The sequence below is a fragment of the Nocardia sp. NPDC056952 genome, assembly GCF_042674185.1.
Taxonomy (GTDB): domain Bacteria; phylum Actinomycetota; class Actinomycetes; order Mycobacteriales; family Mycobacteriaceae; genus Nocardia.
Genome location: NZ_JBHURA010000009.1, coordinates 96,324 through 115,601 on the forward strand (window position 1 = coordinate 96,324; position 19,278 = coordinate 115,601).

17 protein-coding genes are annotated in these 19,278 nt (G+C 68.1%); 10 read left to right on the top strand and 7 right to left on the bottom strand.

Annotated elements, in window-relative coordinates; genetic code table 11:
• The first annotated feature begins 28 nt into the window (after nt 1-28).
• Complete coding sequence (locus ACFTS5_RS26645; protein WP_378636012.1) at nt 29-1,186, top strand: lipase family protein; 1,158 nt, start codon at nt 29-31, stop codon at nt 1,184-1,186.
• Between the two features lie 34 nt (nt 1,187-1,220).
• On the top strand, nt 1,221-2,105 hold the full coding sequence (gene rsmA, locus ACFTS5_RS26650; protein ID WP_378636015.1) for a 16S rRNA (adenine(1518)-N(6)/adenine(1519)-N(6))-dimethyltransferase RsmA: 885 nt from the start codon (nt 1,221-1,223) through the stop codon (nt 2,103-2,105).
• 347 nt (nt 2,106-2,452) lie between these two features.
• Here rsmA and ACFTS5_RS26655 read toward each other — a convergent pair whose 3' ends face one another.
• Nucleotides 2,453-2,659: a cation transporter gene (locus ACFTS5_RS26655; RefSeq protein ID WP_378636018.1), complete on the bottom strand. Its 207-nt coding sequence runs from the start codon at nt 2,657-2,659 to the stop codon at nt 2,453-2,455.
• 153 nt (nt 2,660-2,812) lie between these two features.
• Here ACFTS5_RS26655 and ACFTS5_RS26660 point away from each other — a divergent pair, with 153 nt between their 5' ends.
• Together ACFTS5_RS26660 and ACFTS5_RS26665 are read left to right on the top strand one after the other, a co-directional pair.
• On the top strand, nt 2,813-3,748 hold the full coding sequence (locus tag ACFTS5_RS26660; protein ID WP_378636021.1) for a 4-(cytidine 5'-diphospho)-2-C-methyl-D-erythritol kinase: 936 nt from the start codon (nt 2,813-2,815) through the stop codon (nt 3,746-3,748).
• Nucleotides 3,749-3,946: 198 nt separating this feature from the next.
• Entirely contained in the window at nt 3,947-5,737 is a 1,791-nt protein-coding gene (locus tag ACFTS5_RS26665) for an ABC-F family ATP-binding cassette domain-containing protein (RefSeq protein WP_378636023.1), read from the top strand.
• A 58-nt stretch (nt 5,738-5,795) separates the two neighbouring features.
• Here the strand turns inward: ACFTS5_RS26665 and ACFTS5_RS26670 are convergent, their stop codons facing one another.
• Together ACFTS5_RS26670 and ACFTS5_RS26675 are read right to left on the bottom strand one after the other, a co-directional pair.
• Nucleotides 5,796-6,698 carry an Abi-alpha family protein gene (locus ACFTS5_RS26670; RefSeq protein ID WP_378636026.1) on the bottom strand — a complete coding sequence of 301 codons (903 nt, stop codon included), beginning with the start codon at nt 6,696-6,698 and terminating at the stop codon, nt 5,796-5,798.
• On the bottom strand, nt 6,689-7,903 hold the full coding sequence (locus ACFTS5_RS26675; protein ID WP_378636028.1) for a hypothetical protein: 1,215 nt from the start codon (nt 7,901-7,903) through the stop codon (nt 6,689-6,691). Before ACFTS5_RS26675 ends, ACFTS5_RS26670 begins: the two co-directional genes overlap by 10 nt.
• Before the next feature lie 405 nt (nt 7,904-8,308).
• On the opposite strand from ACFTS5_RS26675, the gene ACFTS5_RS26680 reads away from it, so the two are divergent.
• Nucleotides 8,309-9,181 carry an Abi-alpha family protein gene (locus ACFTS5_RS26680; protein ID WP_378636031.1) on the top strand — a complete coding sequence of 291 codons (873 nt, stop codon included), beginning with the start codon at nt 8,309-8,311 and terminating at the stop codon, nt 9,179-9,181.
• A gap of 282 nt (nt 9,182-9,463) precedes the next feature.
• Nucleotides 9,464-9,988, top strand: a complete 525-nt coding sequence (locus ACFTS5_RS26685; RefSeq protein WP_378636353.1) for a nuclear transport factor 2 family protein — start codon at nt 9,464-9,466, stop codon at nt 9,986-9,988.
• 20 nt (nt 9,989-10,008) lie between these two features.
• Here ACFTS5_RS26685 and ACFTS5_RS26690 read toward each other — a convergent pair whose 3' ends face one another.
• Nucleotides 10,009-11,649: a peptide chain release factor 3 gene (locus tag ACFTS5_RS26690; protein WP_378636033.1), complete on the bottom strand. Its 1,641-nt coding sequence runs from the start codon at nt 11,647-11,649 to the stop codon at nt 10,009-10,011.
• Between the two features lie 482 nt (nt 11,650-12,131).
• On the opposite strand from ACFTS5_RS26690, the gene ACFTS5_RS26695 reads away from it, so the two are divergent.
• Complete coding sequence (locus tag ACFTS5_RS26695; protein ID WP_378636035.1) at nt 12,132-12,755, top strand: 50S ribosomal protein L25/general stress protein Ctc; 624 nt, start codon at nt 12,132-12,134, stop codon at nt 12,753-12,755.
• A 23-nt stretch (nt 12,756-12,778) separates the two neighbouring features.
• Entirely contained in the window at nt 12,779-13,357 is a 579-nt protein-coding gene (gene pth, locus ACFTS5_RS26700; RefSeq protein ID WP_266293272.1) for an aminoacyl-tRNA hydrolase, read from the top strand.
• A gap of 258 nt (nt 13,358-13,615) precedes the next feature.
• On the opposite strand, the gene ACFTS5_RS26705 is transcribed toward pth, so the two are convergent.
• Nucleotides 13,616-15,259: a fatty acyl-AMP ligase gene (locus ACFTS5_RS26705; RefSeq protein ID WP_378636039.1), complete on the bottom strand. Its 1,644-nt coding sequence runs from the start codon at nt 15,257-15,259 to the stop codon at nt 13,616-13,618.
• A gap of 29 nt (nt 15,260-15,288) precedes the next feature.
• A complete protein-coding gene (locus ACFTS5_RS26710) occupies nt 15,289-16,038 on the bottom strand; it encodes a lysophospholipid acyltransferase family protein (RefSeq protein WP_378636041.1) in 750 nt (249 codons plus the stop codon).
• Nucleotides 16,039-16,135: 97 nt separating this feature from the next.
• Here ACFTS5_RS26710 and ACFTS5_RS26715 point away from each other — a divergent pair, with 97 nt between their 5' ends.
• Nucleotides 16,136-16,696 carry a TetR/AcrR family transcriptional regulator gene (locus tag ACFTS5_RS26715; RefSeq protein WP_378636044.1) on the top strand — a complete coding sequence of 187 codons (561 nt, stop codon included), beginning with the start codon at nt 16,136-16,138 and terminating at the stop codon, nt 16,694-16,696.
• Here ACFTS5_RS26715 and ACFTS5_RS26720 read toward each other — a convergent pair.
• Entirely contained in the window at nt 16,686-17,864 is a 1,179-nt protein-coding gene (locus ACFTS5_RS26720) for an aminotransferase class V-fold PLP-dependent enzyme (RefSeq protein ID WP_378636046.1), read from the bottom strand. The genes ACFTS5_RS26715 and ACFTS5_RS26720 overlap by 11 nt on opposite strands.
• Nucleotides 17,865-17,986: 122 nt before the next feature.
• Here ACFTS5_RS26720 and egtA point away from each other — a divergent pair, with 122 nt between their 5' ends.
• The gene (egtA, locus tag ACFTS5_RS26725; protein WP_378636049.1) at nt 17,987-19,273 is read left to right on the top strand and encodes an ergothioneine biosynthesis glutamate--cysteine ligase EgtA; all 1,287 of its coding nucleotides are present in this window, start codon (nt 17,987-17,989) and stop codon (nt 19,271-19,273) included.
• Nucleotides 19,274-19,278: the final 5 nt, after the last annotated feature.

Genomic DNA, 19,278 nt, shown 5'->3' on the forward strand with positions numbered 1-19,278 from the left:
CATGATCGCCTGGTAGGGAGACTGAGTTGTGCTGAACAACCCGATTCGCGCGACGGCCGTCGCCACGTTGGTCGCGAGTGCGCTGACCGCTGCCGCGTTCGCTCCGGCCGTCGCGGAGGCTCCCGGTTCGCTCATCTCGGTGCAGGCCGAACCCGCGGGCTGGCACGGGCTCAGCCGTGGCTCGTCGGTCGAGTACTGGATGACCGACTCGGCCGGCGTTCAGCGCCCGGCCAGCGGTGCGATGTTCCTCCCTGAAGGTGACGCACCGGTCGGCGGCTGGCCGATCCTGGCATACGACCACGGCACCTCGGGCTCCGGCCCGGGTTGCGGTGGTCAGGCCGATCCGGAGAGCGCGCCCTTCCAACAGCAGCGCGGGGGCGAGGACCGGCTGCTGAAGCGGTTCGTCGACCAGGGCTTCGCCGTCGTCGCGCCCGATTACCTCGGCCTCGGCCGATTCGACACCGGCCCGCACCCGTACCTCGAGGTGCGCAGCGAGGCAACTGCGACGATCGATCTGGTCCGTGCTGCCCGCGCCGCCAACCACGACCTCTCGCGCACCTGGAGCGTGCTCGGCGTTTCACAGGGTGGTCACGCGGCGCTGAGCGCGGCGCACGTGCAGGCTGAGTACGCCCCTGAGCTCGACTTCCGTGGTGTCGCCGCGATCGACCCAGCCTCGGACGTGGAGAAGATCCTGCCGTTCGTCAGCCCGACGACGCCGATGGTGCCGGGGCTTTCCAGCGCCACCACCTCGTTCATCGTCAGCATCCTGGCCGGTCTGCGCGCCACTGACCCCGCGCTCGACATCGACTCCTACCTGACTCCGCGCGGCAAGGAAATTGTCGACGCCGCGGGCAGTCAGTGCCTGGACGAGATCTTTGCGTCAACCAAGGGCGTCACCTCCGCCGACCTGCTGGCCCGCCCGCTCGCTCCGCTGCGCGATCCGCTCGCGGCCTACATGATGCTGCCGACCAGTGGTTACGATGCCCCGATCCTGTTGTCCATGAACGTCGCCGACATGGTCGTGCCGTCGCCGCTGCACGCGGCGCTGGTCGCCCAGTTCGCGGCCAACGGCGTCGACCAGCAGGTGGTCCTCGGCAACGGACAGCACGGCTCGGTCTCGCCCGAGCAGCTCGCCACCATCGACGGATTCCTCGCACGGGTCAACGCCGCCCCGACACAGCGCTGAGCTGCCCGATCAACGAGGTTGGTAGGTTCTAGCAGTGTCCGAACCAGAGAATTCCGCTCGAGGTAACCGTGCCGCCTTGCTCGGTCCCGTCGAGGTACGGACCCTGGCCGAGCGCTTCGGCGTCCGACCCACCAAGCAGCTCGGACAGAATTTCGTGCACGACGGCAATACGGTGCGGCGCATCGTGTCCGCGGCGGGTGTCGGCGCGGGTGACACCGTGCTCGAGGTCGGCCCGGGTCTCGGCTCGCTGACGTTGGCACTGCTCGACGTGGTCGATCAGGTGGTCGCCGTCGAAATCGACCCCGTGCTCGCGAACTATCTGCCCGAAACCGTCGCCGATCGCGCGCCGGGCCTGGTCGAGCGCCTGCGCGTGGTCGAGGCCGACGCGCTGCGGGTGCGTCCGGAGCAGCTGCCCGCCGTGCCGACCGCGCTGGTGGCGAACCTGCCGTACAACGTGGCCGTGCCGGTGCTGTTGCACCTGCTCGCGACGTTGCCCAGCATCATGGTGTCGCTGGTGATGGTCCAGGCGGAAGTGGCCGACCGGCTCGCCGCCGAGCCGGGGAACCGGGTGTACGGCGTGCCGAGTGTCAAGGCGGGTTTCTTCGGAAAGGTCCGGCGGGCCGGTCACGTGGGGACGCAGGTCTTCTGGCCGGTGCCGCGCGTCGAATCGGGTCTGGTGCGGATCGACCGTTACGCCGAAGCGCCGTGGCCGATGGACGACGCGCATCGCAGGCGGGTGTTCGAGGTGATCGACGCGGCGTTCGCGCAGCGGCGAAAGACGTTGCGGGCGGCGCTGTCCGGGTGGGCGGGCTCGCCCGCCGAGGCCGAGCGCCGGCTCATCGCCGCCGGGATCGATCCGACGGCACGGGGCGAGACCCTGGAGACGTCGGCGTTCGTCCGGTTGGCTGCGACGACCTGAGCGGCGCGAGCGGTACGTCCCGCTCGGCGAATCGTGGGCTCCCGCAGGAGAACCCGCAGTACACCGGCCGTTCACCGGTGCGGGTTGTGGTGTCCCTGTGAAAGCAATTGTGGACAACCGGTTTTCGCGGCGTTCGGAGTTGATCATGATCGGCGGGTGACGCTCCCGGTGGAACCGGGAAATCGGTGTCGCACCACGTTCGGGGAGGGATGTGGATGACATTGTGGATGATTCGTGACGTGTCCTGACGTGGGTGAACCCACGGTGAACGGGGACGTTGTCGCGGACCGGGTCGATGCTGGGCGAGCTGGACGCGCGCGGCGCCTGCTCGCCCAGCACGGGTGGAGTCAGGCGCTCAGTGCGTAGCCCGCTTCGTCGACCGCGGCGGCCACATCGGCGTCGGCCAGTTCGCCCGCGCTGTCGACGCGAACGAGGCCGCTGGCGAGGTCGACGTCCACACCGGTGACGCCGTCGATCTTGCCGATCTCCTGCTTGACCGAGCTCACGCAGTGTCCGCAGGTCATCCCCGTGACGGTGTAGGTGGTGGTGGCCATGGCAGGCTCCTTCGCTCTTCGAACATACGGTCCAGGGGTATGTCCCCGACACGAACGAACATACCCCCCAAGGGTACCCGACGCAACCCCTTGGCCGAGTGCTGGGCATTCGGCGTGCGTACTAGTCGGTGGAACCTATTACGCTGGGTAATCGTGCTGTCAGTTGTGCCCAGCCCGGTCGTCGTGCGAGCTCCGTCGAAGGTGAACCTGCATCTCGGAGTCGCTGATCTGCGCCCGGACGGATACCACGACCTGACCACCGTGTTCCAGGCATTGTCCCTCGCCGACGACCTCCGTTTGGCCCCCTCGGCCTCGCTCTCCGTGCGGGTCAGCGGCGAAGGCGCCGCCGAGGTACCCACCGATCGCACCAACCTGGTCTGGAAGGCCGCGGTCCGCCTGGCGCATCTGGCCGGCCGTGCCCCGCTGGTCGAGATCGCGATCACCAAGGGCATCCCGGTGGCCGGTGGCATGGCGGGCGGCAGCGCCGACGCGGCCGCGACCCTGGTCGGGCTGAACGAGCTGTGGGACCTCGGCCTGACCCGTGAGGAACTGACGACGATCGCCGCCGAACTCGGCAGCGACGTGCCGTTCTCCCTGCACGGCGGCACCGCACTGGGCACCGGCCGCGGCGAACGCCTGCTTCCGGTGCTGTCGCGCAACACCTTTCACTGGGTCCTCGCGCTGGCCAAGGACGGTCTGTCCACCCCGTCGGTCTTCCGCGAACTCGACCGGCTACGCGCCGAAGGGGAACCGCCACGCCTCGGCGACCCCCAGAAACTCATGCAGGCGCTGGCCGCGGGCGATCCGCACACCCTCGCGCCGCTGCTGGGCAACGACCTGCAGGCCCCCGCCCTCTCGCTGAAGCCGGAACTGCGCCGCACCCTGCGCGCGGGCGTCGGCGCGGGCGCCCTGGCCGGGCTGGTCTCGGGTTCCGGCCCCACCTGCGCCTTCCTCTGCGAGTCCGAGGAGGCCGCGATCGGTGTCGCCGCGGAGCTGGCAGGCGCGGGCGTGTGTCGCAGTGTGCGCACCGCGAGCGGGCCGGTTCCCGGCGCGCGAGTGCTCGACGCCGAGGCATCGTCCAAACGCTGATGGGCCCGGCCGCGGTGGCGGGCCAGAGCGGCCGACGGCCGGTCCTCTATGATCGCAAGCAACAGATCTCGTATGGACATGGGTAACTCGCCGGGGACGGGCCCACTGATCCAGCAAGCCAACGTAGGCCGCCGACGCACCGCCTCCCCGCGCCTGAGTCTGGCCAGTAGTCGCGGGGAGGCGGAACAGGCTACACCTATGTCCAACCTGATCAACCTGGAACAGGTCTCCAAGAGCTTCGGCGTCAAGCCGCTGCTGGATGACGTCTCCCTCGGAATTCACGCGGGGGAACGGATCGGGGTGGTGGGCCTCAACGGTGGCGGTAAGACCACGCTGCTCGAGGTCCTGACCGGACTGGAGCCGCCCGACAAGGGCCGGGTGAGCCGGGTGGGCGGGCTGCGGATGGCCGTGGTCACCCAGCGCGGCGTGTTGCCCGAGGGCGCGAGCATCGGTTCGATCGTGTTCGCCGGGCTGTCCGACGACCTGTCGACCGCCGACATCGCCGACCACCAGTGGGCCGCCGACTCGCGCGTGCGCTCGATCCTCGAAGGCATCGGCATCGCCGATCTGGGCCTGGACACCCTCGTCACGAACCTGTCCGGTGGCGAACGCCGCCGCGTCGCCCTGGCGGCGGCGCTGGTGCGCGACCTGGACCTGCTGGTCCTCGACGAGCCGACCAACCACCTCGACATCGAGGGTGTGCAGTGGCTGGCCGAACACCTGGTCGCCCGGCGCACCGCGCTCGTCGTCGTCACCCACGATCGCTGGTTCCTCGACACCGTCGCCAACCGCACCTGGGAGGTCGTCGGCGGCAAGGTGGAGGTCTACGAGGGCGGCTACGGCGACTGGATCTTCGCCCGCGCCGAACGCGCACGTCAGGCCGACGCCTCGGAGTCGCGCAGGCAGAACCTGGCCCGCAAGGAGCTGGCCTGGCTGCGGCGCGGCGCCAAGGCGCGCACCTCCAAGCCGCGCTATCGCGTCGAGGCCGCCGAGGCACTGATCGCCGATGTGCCCGCGCCGCGTGACTCGGTCTCGCTGGCCGCCTTCGCCCGCAAGCGCCTCGGCCGCGTGGTGATCGAACTCGAGGATGCCGCCCTCACCACCCCCGACGGCCGGGTGCTGGTCGACGACCTCACCTGGCGGCTCGCGCCGGGCGAGCGGGTCGGCCTGGTCGGCGTCAACGGGTCGGGCAAGACGACGCTGCTGCGCGCGCTGGCCGGGGAGACCGAACCCGCCAAGGGCAAGCGGATCCAGGGCCAGACCGTGCAGATCGGCTGGCTGCGGCAGGAACTCGACGACCTGCCCACCGATATGCGGGTGCTGGAGGCCGTGCAGCAGGTCGCACAGCGAATCATGCTCGGCGACAAGGAGATCTCGGCCGGTCAGCTCGCCGAACGGCTCGGTTTCACCCCGGCCCGCCAGCGCACCCCGGTCGGTGACCTCTCCGGTGGTGAACGCCGTCGCCTGCAGCTCACCCGCATCCTGATGGCCGAACCGAACGTGCTGCTGCTCGACGAGCCGACCAACGACCTCGATATCGACACCCTGCAGCAGCTCGAGGATCTGCTCGACAACTGGGCGGGCACGCTGGTGGTCATCAGCCACGACCGCTACCTGGTCGAGCGCATCTGCGACTCCACCTGGGCCCTGTTCGGTGACGGCAAACTCACCAACCTCCCCGGCGGCATCGATTCCTACCTCGCCAAGCGCGCCACCATGGCGGGCAACGCCAAGCCGCTCACCGCGAAGACCGGTGGCACCTCGACGGATTCGTCCGACCGACGCGCCGCCCGCAAAGAACTGTCGAAGGTCGAACGCAGCATCGCCAAACTCGACGAGCGCGAACAGAAACTCCATACCGCCCTCGCCGACGCCGCGACAGACCCGGACAAGCTGGTCAAGCTGGGAGCCGAGCTGAAGGAAGTTGTCGCCGAAAAAGAAGCGGCAGAAGAGCGCTGGATGGAATTGGCAGAAGCCGCCGACCAGTGATCTCGCACGCACATGGGTAACTCCCGGGGTACGGGCTGACTCGGCGGGAGTCCTGCTGTCAGCCGCCGACGCTCCGTGACCGCGCACTCGAGTCCGGCCCGAAGTCGCGGGGAGGCGGACCAGTGGTTTCTCGGCCGTCGTTGATGACGACCGGTAAACACGTCTGGACGAAGTCGGCGCCGAATTCGGTGAGCAGGATGCTGCGGTAGCTCACCTTCGTACCGAAACCGGGGCGCTTCAACGCCTCCCGCACCTGTTCCTGCGCCTCGATGACCTGGTAACGGTGCGGGTTGCCGACGGGTTCGCGGGTGGACTCGATGAGTCCGAGCCTGCGCAGGTTGGGCAGGTACTGCGGCACCCGGTTCGGAAACCGCAGGCCGGCGTGGTCGCCCAGCATGGTGAGTCCGCTGATCAACCGCTCACCACCGAACGCCCGCTGCCGCCCGGTGCGCACATCGATGGCGGGCTGCGGCCCGTCGACGTGCAGGAAGCGCAGGATCCGCGCTTCGTCCGGCGTGATCTCGGCGAGGATGCCGGGATAGGCCGGATGGGTGTCGGGCTGTGCGGCGGTGGTGCTGGCGGACAGGCGCAGCAGTTCGGCGCCCTGCTCGCGCAGGGTCGGCGTGCCGTCCTCGTGGTGGTGTTCCGCGCCCGTCGGCAGGCCGAGGGCGTGCCGGAGCCGGTCGCGCACTTCGGTCTCCGCTTCCGCGAGCACCTCGTTGGGCGGGTTGCCCGCCATGCTGCCGCGCAACACCGTGACGGTCACCCCGAGCGCGGTGTCCAGGGTCCACAGCGTCATTCCCGAGGCTGCGGTCAGCGCGACGCGCGCCACCCCGGTCGCCGCCCGAACCGTGCGCACCGGGGAGACGGGCAGCAGGCCACGCCTGTCGGTGGATACCTCGAGCGGCGGTACCGAACGTCGCACCATGTCGGTGGACGGGGTCCCGTCGTCTACATCCATGTCGTCGCTACTCCTGTTCCGAAGACCAGGATGTGAGCGTATCCGGCGAGCAGTCCCAGCGCGCCGCCATGGACGAAAAGCAACCATTCGTCCTGTTTGATCGCCGAGCGCAGCATGTCCACGAAGTCATGGGGGGAAAGTGCGGACATTTGCCGGGCGATGTAATCGTTGACCTGCCTGCTCTGCTGAGCATTGAACGCGGGGTCGGCGAAGGCCATGGGCGCGATCGTCATGGCCTGCGTGGTGAGAGTTGTTTGCAGCGAGTCGTATTCGCGGCTGCCGAGCATGAATTTCACCGCTGGCCGCGCGGGCCCGAGCGCACGGTCGGCGGCCGGGCGCAGGGTGTCCTCGAGCATCTGCAGGGTCCGGTCCGAGCGCGGTCCGTTGAGCAGTTCGTCGCCGATGTTGGCCACCGTGACGACCTCGGTGGACACCAATGCCGCGTAACCCGCGGTGATTTCGGGCTGGCGCTTGATCAGCAGACCCTGCCGCCACGGGCACCACCACTTCGGTGTGGCGGGCGCGAAGATCATATTGATCCCGATCCAGTTCACCACCCAGCCGATGATGATTCCGCCGACCGGCAGCACGACCAGCGCCGAGAGTCCGGTGGTGTGCAGCGCGAGCACCAGCAGCAGGCCGCAGGGTGCGCCGAAGTAGAAGCCGAAGTTCTGCATGAACCGAAGCTCTTTGGCGCCGAGTACCTGGAACAGCTGGTTGAGCAATTGGGGTCGGGCCTGGAAGTACCGGATCACCATCTGCTTCACATCGAGCAGCTGATCGATATTGGCGCCGAGTTCCATGGTGAGGTCGCGCAGGATCTCCGGCAGTTGCGAACGCACCCGCTGATGGATCATCTCCCTGACTTGAACAGGCAAGTTGTACCAGAGCTGTGGATGCTCGCGGCGCAAGATCACCTCGACGATGTCGCGGATCTGCGCGTCGGCCACCTCCGCCAGATGTTCGGCCAACTTCTCCGGGTCGAGCTCGCGATAGAAGTCGGCGACGCTGCCCAGCTTGGACAGGCCCTTGTCGACCGCGATGCTGGCCATCTTGTCGGCACGCGAGGGCACGATGCCCTGCCAGCCGATCCGGCCGTCATAGCTGAGCAGCGGCAACACCTGGATCCGCTTGGGCAGATAAGGGAAGACCGCGCGCAGACCGGGCAGTCGGAATCCGTGGAATTTGATCGGCTGGAACAGCATGAGAATGCCGGACCAGTTGGTTATGTAACCGATAATTCCTGTGAAAAGAGGAATGGTCAGAATTTCTAGCAGGAGTGTCGGGTGTAACCCGAACACACTCTCCAACACGACACGCCCTCCTGCCGATACCCGGTGACCACCGCCTCACCGAGAACCAAAAATTTATCACCCCCGCGGCGAGGTGACCCTACTGTGAGATGAGGAACTGGGTCCATTCGTCGTGTGTCAGGCCACAGGGTAGTGTCTGAGACATCAGTCACAGAACCTGTCCCGAATGGCGTACTCGCCTTGGCGAGTCGGACACAATGACCACCACCACCTTTCGTGACAGGCCACAAATACCGTGCAGAGGGGACGCGCGGTGGGTGGTGGCACTGTTCACATGGCGAGACTTCGGAGTAGGACGTGACAGACGACAGGACCGGACAGGACCTGGCCCGTGCCGGTACCCGCGCCGTCGAGCGCAGCTCGGATGTCGAGCAGCGACAGATCAGTAATGAAGCACGGTTGATCCGTGGCGTGTTCCGCGCCGCCGGATTGGCCGCCGGTACCGCGGTGCGCGGCAGTCAATGGGCTGTCGGCACCACCTATGAGGTCACCAAGGAACTGGCGCAGGCGGCGCTGGACGGCGAATCCTCCGCCGATATCGCCGAGCGCACCGGCAATGCCCTGCGCTCCATCGCGCGCAGCGCACTCGGCGTCACCGAGGGGTCGGTGCGCGAGATCGTCAGCTATGTGCCGACGCCGAACGGCGCGTCGCAGCAGGCCATCACCGTCGGCCCGTACCTGCGCTCGGCCACTACCGATGACCTGCGGCGACGCGGCGACGCGCTGTTGGCCCGCTCGGCCGACGTGTACTTCACCGAAGACGTGCACCCGGCCTACGACCGCATCCTCGACGAGGTCGCTCCCGACGAGGCCCGCATCCTGCGATTCATGGCCCTCAACGGTCCGCAACCCTCGGTCGACGTGCGCACCAACCGCCCGCTCGGCATCGGCTCGGAGCTGGTGCAGGGCGACCTGACCTCGGTCCCCGAACAGGCGGGCGTGCGCTACCCGGACCGCGCTCGCTCCTACCTGATCAATCTCAACCGCCTCGGACTCACGCTCACCTCCGACGATCCGGTGGTGCTGAGCCGGTACATGGTGCTGGAAGTGCAGCCGGTCGTGGAACACGCGCTCAAGAAGGCGGGCCGCGCGCCCAAGATCGTGCGCAAGAGCCTGCGTCTGTCGGAATTCGGCGAGGATTTCTGCCGCACCTGCTTCACCATCGGGTAGCTCAGACAGCCGGGACAGCCGGCGCCGGAGGTCACACTCCGGTGTCGGCAGTGATAGCGATCTGATACAGAACGGGCGGCGAGCCGTTTCTGGTGGGATCGTGGAGAGATGGAGCAGGGCCCGGAATTGCCGAACGTGCACGTCGACGAACCTGTCGCGTCCGCGTGGACAGGCCCTGTGCCGTTGCTGCCCGGCGAGGACGAGCCATTGGTCGCCGGATCGGACTCGGGGGAGGCGTGGATGGCGACAGCGCCGTCGGACGACGACGAACAACCCGCACCGATCGAGCGTCCGCCCGATCACCCCGACGACCTCATCGCGATCAGCAGGTTGAAATACCGCTACCTGCGCAGCCTGGACACCAAGTCGTGGGACGAGTTCGCCGACACCCTGGTCCCCGAGGCGACCGCCACCTATAGCGAGTATCTGCAATTCGAGTCGCGCGAGGCCTTCCTGGCCTTCCTGCGCAACACCCTCGGACCGCACGTGATCACCGAGCATCGCTGCGACCACCCCGAGATCGATGTCGACGGTGACACCGCCAGCGGCACCTGGTACCTGGCCGACACGGTGATCATCCCCGAACACAACATGTGTCTGCGCGGCGCCGCCTTCTATACCGACAGCTACGTGCGCTGCGAGGACGGGCACTGGCGCATCTCCCACACCGGGTACGAGCGCACCTACGAAGTAGTGCTCTCGCTCAGCGATCTACCCAGCCTGCGGCTCACCGCGAGCCGCTGGGGAATGATCGCCCAGGAGAACCACATCTCCTCGGTGGAACGCAATCCCGGACCGGCCGCCTGATACCTCCGGCCCAGACAGCGTCAGTCCGCGGTGGCGACCAGCGGTTCCAGCGTGAGTTTCGGGTGTTCCTTCTCGATGTACTGCAGCCGCCACTTGTCGCTGAACAGCGCCAGGATCACGCCGTCGGTGCGGGTGAACACCTCGACCCCGCGCTGGCGATCCAGCTCGGGCGCCGACTCCGCGTCGGTGCGCCGCGCGAGCGTGAAGGGGAGGAAATCCAGCTGGGTCTCGACGTTGAACTCGCCCTGCATCCGCGCGGTGACCACCTCGAACTGCATCGGACCGACCGCGGCCAGCACCGGGGTGGCGTCACCGCGGGCGTCGTTGCGCAGCACCTGCACCACGCCCTCGGAATCGAGCTGGTCGATGGCCTTGCGGAACTGCTTGTACTTGCCCGCGCTCTGCGCGCGCAGCGTCGCGAAATGCTCGGGGGCGAAGCTCGGGATCGGCGGGTACTCCACCTTCTTCTCGACGAACAGCGTGTGGCCCGGCGCGAGCGCGGTGGCGTTGACAAGGCCGACCACATCGCCGGGGTAGGCCGTGTCGACCGTGGTGCGCTCGCGGCCGAAGACCGTCAGCGCGTATTTGGTGGCGAACGGGCGACCGGTCTGCGCGTGGGTCACCACCATGCCGCGCTCGAATTCGCCGGAGACGATCCGCATGAACGCCAACCGGTCGCGGTGGGCGGTGTCCATGCCCGCCTGCACCTTGAACACCACCGCGCTGAACGGGTCACCGGTCGTGCGTTCCTTGCCCGTCACGTCCTCGCGTGAGCCGGGCGCGGGCGCGAGCTGCACCAGCGTCTCGAGCAGTTGGCGCACACCGAAGTTCAGCATGGCCGAGGCGTAGATCACCGGCGAGGTCTGGCCCGCCAGGAACATCTCCTGATCGTGGTCCTGCCCGGTCGCCGAGAGCAGTTCACTCTCCTCGGCCGCGGTCGTCCACGCCTCACCCTCGCGGGCTTCGGCTTCATCGGCGGTCAGGTACTCCTCGGGGGCGATGGTCGCGCCACCGGCGGTGCGGGTGAAGTGGATGTACTCGGCCGCCTCGCCTTCCGGTCCGCGACGCAGCAGGCCGCGGAAATCGCCCGCGATGCCGACCGGCAGGAACAGTGGCGTGGGCGTGAGGCCGATCCGCTCGCTGATCTCGTCGAGCAGTTCGAGCGGGGCCTGACCCGGCCGGTCCCACTTGTTGATCACGGTGATCACAGGGATGCCGCGGTGGCGACACACCTGGAACAGCTTGAGCGTCTGTGGTTCGAGGCCCTTGGCCGCGTCGATCAGCATCACCGCCGCGTCGACGGCGGTGAGCACCCGGTAGGTGTCCTCGGAGAAATCGGAGTGGCCGGGGGTGTCGACGAGGTTGATCACATTGTCGATATCGGACCCGGCGGCGCGGTAGTTGAACTGCAGCGCGGTCGAACTCACCGAGATGCCGCGCGCCTTCTCCATTTCCATCCAGTCCGACACCGTCGACTTGCGACCGGCCTTACCGTGGATGGCGCCCGCCTCGGAGATCATCCTGGCGTGCAGGGCCAGCGCTTCGGTGAGCGTCGACTTACCCGCGTCGGGGTGCGAGATCACGGCGAACGTGCGCCGACGGGCCACCTCGGCGGGCAACCCGCGGGGGGTGGGGGCGACGTTCTCTCCGGACTCGGACAAAGGGGAGCCTTTCGGTGGGGGCAGCCTTTCCAGGGTACGAGGGGCTGAAGGGGTGGTCACAGGGGGGATCAATTGTTCGGTAGTCCCAGGAGGTTCGACGCTGTGTTTTCGGAGCGCTGGCGCGCTCGAGTCGCGGCCCCTGGGGGCCGCCGGTTAGCCACCGGGGCTTGCTCCTTCGTCGCCTACGCCCCGGCGGCTAACCGGCGACCCGGCCGCGACCGGCCACTCTGTGGCCGCTGCTCCCTAGGGGTCGCAGGTGCGGGGGTTCGGAGTGCGGTCATGGCGGTTTTAGATCGCGGATTGCTATGCGGTATGGTTGGCGGGTTGTCTCGGCGAGGGTGAGTGCCCGTTTGGTGCGCACACCGTGATCGACGCGGCTCGGCTGAGTTGTTTGGGCCGTCCTCGTTCGTTCTTTCGTCCGACGAGTAGACCTTGACCCCGGAGTTGGGTCACCCATGACCAGCCGTAGGAGCGCATTCAGTATGTCCGACGCCAATCTGATCGAAGCCGCCGTCCGCACCGAATTCGGTAAGGGTGCCGCTCGCCGTACCCGTCGCGACGGCAACGTGCCCGCCGTGCTGTACGGCCACCACGCCGAGCCGCAGCACCTGTCGCTGAACGCCAAGGCGTTCGCCGCGATCCTGCGTCTGCACGGCACCAACGCCATCCTGAACCTGCAGATCGACGGTCAGCCGCAGCTGGCGATGACCAAGTCGGTCGTCGTCCACCCGATCCGTCGCTACATCGAGCACGCCGACCTGCTGATCGTCAAGCGTGGCGAGCGCGTCACCACCGACGTCAACGTCGTGGTCGTCGGCGATGCCGTCTCCGGCGCCCTGATCACCCAGGAACTCAACACCCTGTCGATCGAGGCCGACGCGATGAACCTGCCCGAGACCATCGAGGTCTCGGTCGACGGCATCGCGCCGGGCACCCAGATCCTGGCCGGCACCATCGCGCTGCCCGAGGGCGTCACCCTGGCCGGTGACCCGGAAGCGCTGATCGTCAACGTGATCGAAGCGCCGTCCGCCTCGCAGATGGACGACGAGGGTGAAGGCACCGCCGCCGACACCGAGACCGCGGAGACCGCTCCCGAGTCCGAGTAAGACCGCGCACTACGATTCGGGCAATGACCGAATCTTCCGGGCCCGCGCTCGTGGTCGGACTGGGTAACCCCGGCCCCGAGTACGAGCGCACCCGCCACAATGTGGGCTTCCTGGTCGCCGATGTGCTCGCCGAGCGCGTCGGCGGCCGTTTTGCCGTGCACAAGAAGTCCGGTGCCGATCTGCTCCAGGCGCGATTGGACGGGCGTCAGATCCTCATCGCGAAGCCGCGCACCTATATGAATCTGTCCGGGCGGCCGGTGGCCGCGCTGGCGAAGTTCTTCTCGGTGCCGGTGGACCAGGTGATCGTGGTCCACGACGAGCTGGATCTGCCGTTCGGGACGCTCAAGCTCAAGCAGGGCGGCGGCGAAGGTGGTCACAACGGGCTGCGGTCGATCTCGCAGGCGTTGACCACCAAGGAATATCTGCGCACCAGGATCGGGATCGGGCGCCCGCCCGGTCGGCAGGATCCGGCCGACTACGTCCTCAAGCCCTTCGCCGCGCCGGAGCGCAAAGAGGTTCCGGTGATCGTGGAGCAGGCCGCCGACGCGGTGGAGCTGCTGTTGAAGGTCGGGCTGGAAGCGGCCCAGAACAACCTGCATTGAGGCCCAGAACTACCTGTGTCAAGTAGTCCCAGGCCGGTTTGGGCTGTGTTTGTTGGAGCGCTGGCGCGCTCGGGTCGCGGCCCCTGGGGGCCGCCGGTTAGCCACCGGGGCTTGCTCCTTCGTCGCGTACGCCCCGGCGGCTAACCGGCGACCCGGCCGCGACCGGCCACTTCGTGGCCGTCCCTCCCTAGGGGTCGGGAGTGCGGTGGGTAGGTTGGGGGGTTGTTGAAGACGGGGGCGACTGGGTGCGGTGAGTAGCTATCGCAAGTGCACCGCGGTGGCAGAGCGTCGGAGTTTGCCGGAGGAGGTCTTCGGCAGGGCTCCCGGACCGAGGACGGCGACCGTGCGGGGGCGCGAGCCTACTTCGGCGAAGACCTCGTGGACGATCTCGCGCTCGATCCGCTTCACCTCGTCGGCCTCCTGATAATCGTTGGATTCGACCACCACCGCGAAGCTTTCGCGTTTCTCCCCCGCGTCCAGGCGCACCGCGACCGCGTTGCCGGGGCGCACGCCCGGTACGCGCAGTGCGGCTCGTTCGATGTCGGTGGGGTAGATGTTGCGCCCGCCCATGATGATGACGTCCTTCATGCGCCCACACACCACCATCAGGCCGTCTTCGGTGAAGTAGCCGATGTCGCCGGTGTCGAGCCAGCCGTCGGCATCCTTGGCGGGGCGGAAGCCGTCGACGGTGACATAGCCCGAAGTGACAGCGGGGCCGCGCAATTCGATCACGCCGACCGAGCGGACCGGCAGCGGCTGACGTTCGGCGTCGACGACGCGACCCTCCAGATCGTCGACCAGGTGCCCCAGCGTGGGCAGCCTGCGCGGGGTGCCGTGGTGGCCGTCCTCGGCGATCGGTACCGCCTTGCCGACGACCTCGAGCAGGTCGGCATCGATCACGTCGAGCACCTGCCCGTTGCCGGGGTCGGGAATCGATACAGCCAGGGTGGTCTCGGCCATGCCGTACACCGGCGTGAGTGCCATCGGGCTGAGCCCGAACTGGTCGCCCGCCGCCGCGAGGGCGATCATGGTGTCGGGATCGACCGGTTCGGCGCCGTTCCACATGTATCGCACGCTGGACAGGTCCAGGGAGCCGGGTTCGGCCTGACGCAGGCGCCGGGCCAGCAGGGAGTACGCGAAATTCGGCGCGGCGGTGACAGTTCCGCGGTACTTGTCGATCAGCTCGGCCCACAGCAGTGGCCTGGCCAGGAAGTCCAGCGGTGTCACGCACACCACCTCGGCACCGAATTGCATCGGCACGCTGAGGAATCCGACCATGCCCATGTCGTGGAACAGCGGCAGCCAGCTGATCATCACGTCGTCGTCGAGCTGGAATTTGACCCGGGTGAACATCGCGTGCGCGTTGGTGTTGAAGTTGCCGTGGGTGATCCGGACGGCCTTGGGTGATCCGGTCGAACCGGAGGTCAACTGCTGCAACGCGATATCGCCCTCGGTGGTCGGTACCGGATCGGTGTCGACACCCCGGTGCAGCTCCTCGACCGGCACCACGATGATCCCGCGTTCCCGGAGCACCGGCTCGGCGGCCGCGAACGGCGCGCCGAGTACGACCGCCTTCGCGTCGATCATGTGCAGCACCGTTTCGGTGTCACGCACCCAGACCGCGAGGTCGGTGCGTGGCGTGGGTTGATGCAGCATGGTGATGGAAGCGCCACGCATCCAGATGGCCTGGCAGGCAGGCGCGATGTCGACCGGCAGGCCGGCCAGCACGCCGACGGCGTCGCCGTGCCCGATCCCGGCGGCCGCGAGACCACCCGCCATCCGCCGCGCCTGCCTGTGAATGTCCCCCCAGGTCTGCCGCAGTGGTGCCTCCGGCTCTCCGGTGACCAGCCCCTTGGAGCTGGTCAACGCTGTGCCAAACATTTCGTCGGTGAACCTGCTCAACGTCGGTCTCCCTTTACGCCAACGATCGGTTACGGCCGTGCTCTGCACTCCCAACAAGAAATCCCGCCCCGCCCCGCGCGTGTTAACCCGGGCTGACGCCCCAGCACCCCTGCTGTTGCGCCCTGGACAGCGAAGGTGGCTGCGTAGCGGTCTACGTATGGTCTACCCGATAACGTGGCAATTTCCCGCATCAGCAGGTCGGTTGCCGCTCTGACCTGGGCGTGATGAACAGCTGTGGGATAGCGCCGCGGGGGGTGGACGGTGATGCGTACCTTGGTGAAACGCAACAGTTTCCGACCGCGAGGATTCATGCGATCGGTACCGTCCAGGACCACGGGCACCACCGGTGCCCCGGTGGCCATGGCAACGCGCAGCGCCCCGGTGCGACCACGATAGACCCTGCCATCCCGTGACCGTGTGCCCTCGGGGTGAATTGCCCAGGCGCCGCCGCCGTCGAGGATCGCGGTGGCCGCCGCGAGCGCGTCGGCGGCCGCGTCGCCGCCGGTGCGGTCCACCGGTACCTGGCCCGCGGCGGTGAAGAACCAGCGTTTGCATCGCCCACGTAACCCCGTGCCGGCGAAGTACTCCTGCTTCGCCAGGAACGTGAGTGGCCGTGGGATCACCAGGGCCAGGTAGAGCGAGTCGATGAAGGCCAGGTGATTGGCCGCGATAATCACCGGACCGGTGCGTGGAATGTGCTCCAGCCCTTCGACGTGCGGGCGACCGAGCAGGCGCAGCGCCGGGCCGATGAGGACGTATTTGCACAGCAGATACCACATGGGCAGTCCCTTCGTAGACAGTGTCTACGCAGACTAGTAGACACTGTCTACGCATGCGACCGCGAAGGTCCGCGAACGGGTGTGCAGAATTGCCGGTATGCCTGAATCGTTGCGCGAGCGCCTGGTTGACGTCGGTGTCGATCTGCTCGAAACCGACGGTTTCGGCGCACTCGGGCTGCGTGCGATCGCGCGGGCCGCCGGCGTCTCCCATGGCGCGCCGCGGCGGTGGTTTCCCACGCACGCGGCGCTGCTCGCGGCGATCGCGGCGCGCGGATTCGGGGAGCTGATCGAGCGGTTCTCGGTGCTCGCCACGATCGACGACCCACGGGAACGGTTACGTCGAATGGCCGTTGACTACGTGGATTTCGCGGTGTCGCGGCCCGAGATGTTCACGCTGATGTTCCGCCACGATCTGCTGGCGGGCTCCGGCGAGAATCTGCGGGCGACGACGCGGCCGCTGTACGGACAGGTGGTGGAGCTGGTCGCGGCGGTGGCGCCGGAGTCGGCGCCGCAGCGCGCGCTGGCCCTGTGGACCAATGTGCACGGTTTGGCGACGATCGCCGTCAACCGGACGCTGGAGATCGTTGCCCCCGATCAGGACCCGCGGGTGCTCGTGGACCGGATCGTCCGCGAGCACCTCGCGGGGCTCAGCGAGTGAGGTCGGCCAGCGTCGCGACGAAGCGGTCCAAGTCGGCCGGGCCGACGAAATAGTGCGGGGAGGCCCGCAGCACGGCAGGCAGAGTGCGCTCGGACATGTCGAGCAGGGTGGAGCCCGCGTGACTGACGGTGACGGTGATCGCGTGCTCGGCGAGCCGATCGCGCAGCTGTTCGGGATCGTGGCCGTCGGCGGTGAACGAGACGATGCCGCTGTGCTCGGTGCCCAGATCGCGCACGGTCACGCCGGGCAGCTCCGGCAGGGTCTTGCGCAGGTACTGGGCGCGGGTGGCCACGGCCGCGTAGACCTCGTCGGGCCCCTGTTCGAGCAGGTAGTCGACGGCGGCGCCGAGACCGAGGCGGGCGGCGACACCGCACTCCCAGAATTCGAACCGGGCAGCGTCGTCGGCCAGGCGGTATTCGCCGGGGCTCACCCACGCGGCACTGTGCAGGTCGAGGCGGGTCGGTTCCATCGTCTGCGCCAATTCGGAACGCACGTACAGGAACCCGGTGCCCCGGGGGCCGCGCAACCACTTGCGACCGGTCGTCGACATGGCGTCGACCCCGAGTTCGGTGACGTCGATGGGCAGCTGGCCGGTCGACTGGCAGGCGTCGAGCAGTACCAGCGCACCGGCTTCGTGGGCGATGCGGGTGGCTTCGGCGACCGGGTTCACGAGGCCGCCGTTGGTCGGGGCGTGTTGCAGCGAAACCAGCCGCACGCGTTCGTCGAGCATGTCGGCGAGCGCGTCGGTGTCGAGGCGGCCGGTGTCGTCGCTGGGAATGCGCTCGACCACCGCACCGGTGTGCTTCGCGCGCTGGAGCGCGGCGATCGCGTTGCTGGCGTAGTCGGCGCCGGAGATCAGGATCCGGTCGCCGGGGTGCAGCGGTACCGAGTAGGCGAAATCGGCCCATGACCGGGACGCACTGTCGCTGAGGGCGATGGTGTCGGGCGTGGCGCCGATGAGCGTCGCGATCGAGGTCTTCACCGCGGCGAGATCGTCCAGACGCTCATTAGCCGCCCGATAGCCACCGATCTCCGCTTCGCGGTGTAAATGGGTGATCATCGTGTCGAGGACGATCTTCGGCGGCAGTGACGATCCGGCGCTGTCGAGGAAGACCTGACCGTCGGCAAGTCCTGCGGTGTCGGCTCTGATCGCGGCGAGGTCAAGCATGGTGACGACGATAGCGCCCCGAGCCGTTCGGATTTTCGTCACTTTCTCTGTCGGTGGACCTCGCTACTCTGGAATGAGCGAAACGCAGGTTCCCCGGCAGCACGCAGCACGTGGAGGTTGGTATGGCGGTCACCCTGGAACGTTCATCGTGGCCCGATTATGCTCCTGACCAGGGAGAAATGTCGTCCAGGGCGGCGGCGGAGGCCTATGTCGGCGGCGTCTGTTTCAAGCTCGGTCCCCCTGCGCTGATCGGCGCCGAACTGGAGTGGCTCACCGCCGGTCCCACCGGTTCGCGGCCCTCGCTCGACCAGCTGGCAGCGGCCCTCGGGCCGCACGCACCGACCTCCCTCGCTCCCGCTTCCGCCGCGGTTGCTCTGCCCGGCGGGAGCCTGGTCACCGTCGAACCCGGTGGTCAGATAGAACTTTCCAGCGCACCGTTCGCTGATCCGGCCGCGCTGACGCAGCATCTGCGCGCTGATGCGGCCCGTTTGCGGGACCTGCTCGCCGACCAGGAGATCAGCGTCTTCGCCGCCGCCGCCGATGCGGGCCGTCCCGCCGAGCGTTTGCTTCGTTTGCCCCGCTACGCGGCGATGGAACGTCATTTCGACGGCGTCGGCCCCTTTGGCACCCTGATGATGTGCAATACCGCCGCCACGCAGGTCAGCGTGGACGCCGGCGCCGATCCCGCCGAGGTGCGGGCGCGCTGGACCGCCCTCTACGCCCTCGGCCCCACCCTCATCGCCGCCTTCGCCTGCTCACCGCGCCTGCACGGCGTGCCGCGCGGCGACTGGGCGTCTCAGCGCATGCGCACCTGGTTGCGCCTGGACCCCGCCCGTTCCAGACCCCCGGTGGCCGACTGGGCGGACCCGATCACCTCGTACGCCCACTGGGCTCTCGACGTGCCGCTGCTGTGTGTGCGGTGCGCCGATGCCGACGCCGACTGGTCCCCGCCCCCCGGTGCCACCTTCGCCGATTGGCTGTCCGGCGCCCTCGACGACGAAGTGGGCCGCCGCCCGACCCGCGCCGATCTGGACTACCACCTGACCACCCTCTTTCCCCCGGTCCGAGCATCCGGTCACCTCGAGGTCCGCTACCTCGACACCCAGCCCGGTGAAGCGTGGACCACCCCGATCCACCTGTTCGACGCGCTGCTGTCGACCCCCGCTGTCGTCGCCGAGGCGACAGCCCTCGCCGCGCCCACCGCGGGGGAGTGGTTGACGTCCGCGCGTTGCGGCCTGCTCGACCCGCACTTGCGCCGCGCTGCCGTAGACGTGCTCGACCTGGCCGCCGCCCATGCGCGAACACCCTCCGCTGCCGCGGAATTGGCCGCCGCGGCCCGCCGATGTAATGCGGGCCGCAGTCCACTCGCCGAGGTCGACTCGGCACGCAACGGCGCGGGCGGGTCGTGATGGTC

Excerpts from the sequence above, each read along its gene's own strand:
- ACFTS5_RS26655 (WP_378636018.1), bottom strand. The coding sequence starts at position 2,659 with ATGGCCACCACCACCTACACCGTCACGGGGATGACCTGCGGACACTGC.
- ACFTS5_RS26665 (WP_378636023.1), top strand. The coding sequence starts at position 3,947 with ATGTCCAACCTGATCAACCTGGAACAGGTCTCCAAGAGCTTCGGCGTC.
- ACFTS5_RS26670 (WP_378636026.1), bottom strand. The coding sequence starts at position 6,698 with ATGGATGTAGACGACGGGACCCCGTCCACCGACATGGTGCGACGTTCG.
- ACFTS5_RS26675 (WP_378636028.1), bottom strand. The coding sequence starts at position 7,903 with ATGCTGTTCCAGCCGATCAAATTCCACGGATTCCGACTGCCCGGTCTG.
- ACFTS5_RS26695 (WP_378636035.1), top strand. The coding sequence starts at position 12,132 with ATGTCCGACGCCAATCTGATCGAAGCCGCCGTCCGCACCGAATTCGGT.
- pth (WP_266293272.1), top strand. The coding sequence starts at position 12,779 with ATGACCGAATCTTCCGGGCCCGCGCTCGTGGTCGGACTGGGTAACCCC.
- ACFTS5_RS26710 (WP_378636041.1), bottom strand. The coding sequence starts at position 16,038 with ATGTGGTATCTGCTGTGCAAATACGTCCTCATCGGCCCGGCGCTGCGC.
- ACFTS5_RS26715 (WP_378636044.1), top strand. The coding sequence starts at position 16,136 with ATGCCTGAATCGTTGCGCGAGCGCCTGGTTGACGTCGGTGTCGATCTG.
- ACFTS5_RS26720 (WP_378636046.1), bottom strand. The coding sequence starts at position 17,864 with ATGCTTGACCTCGCCGCGATCAGAGCCGACACCGCAGGACTTGCCGAC.
- egtA (WP_378636049.1), top strand. The coding sequence starts at position 17,987 with ATGGCGGTCACCCTGGAACGTTCATCGTGGCCCGATTATGCTCCTGAC.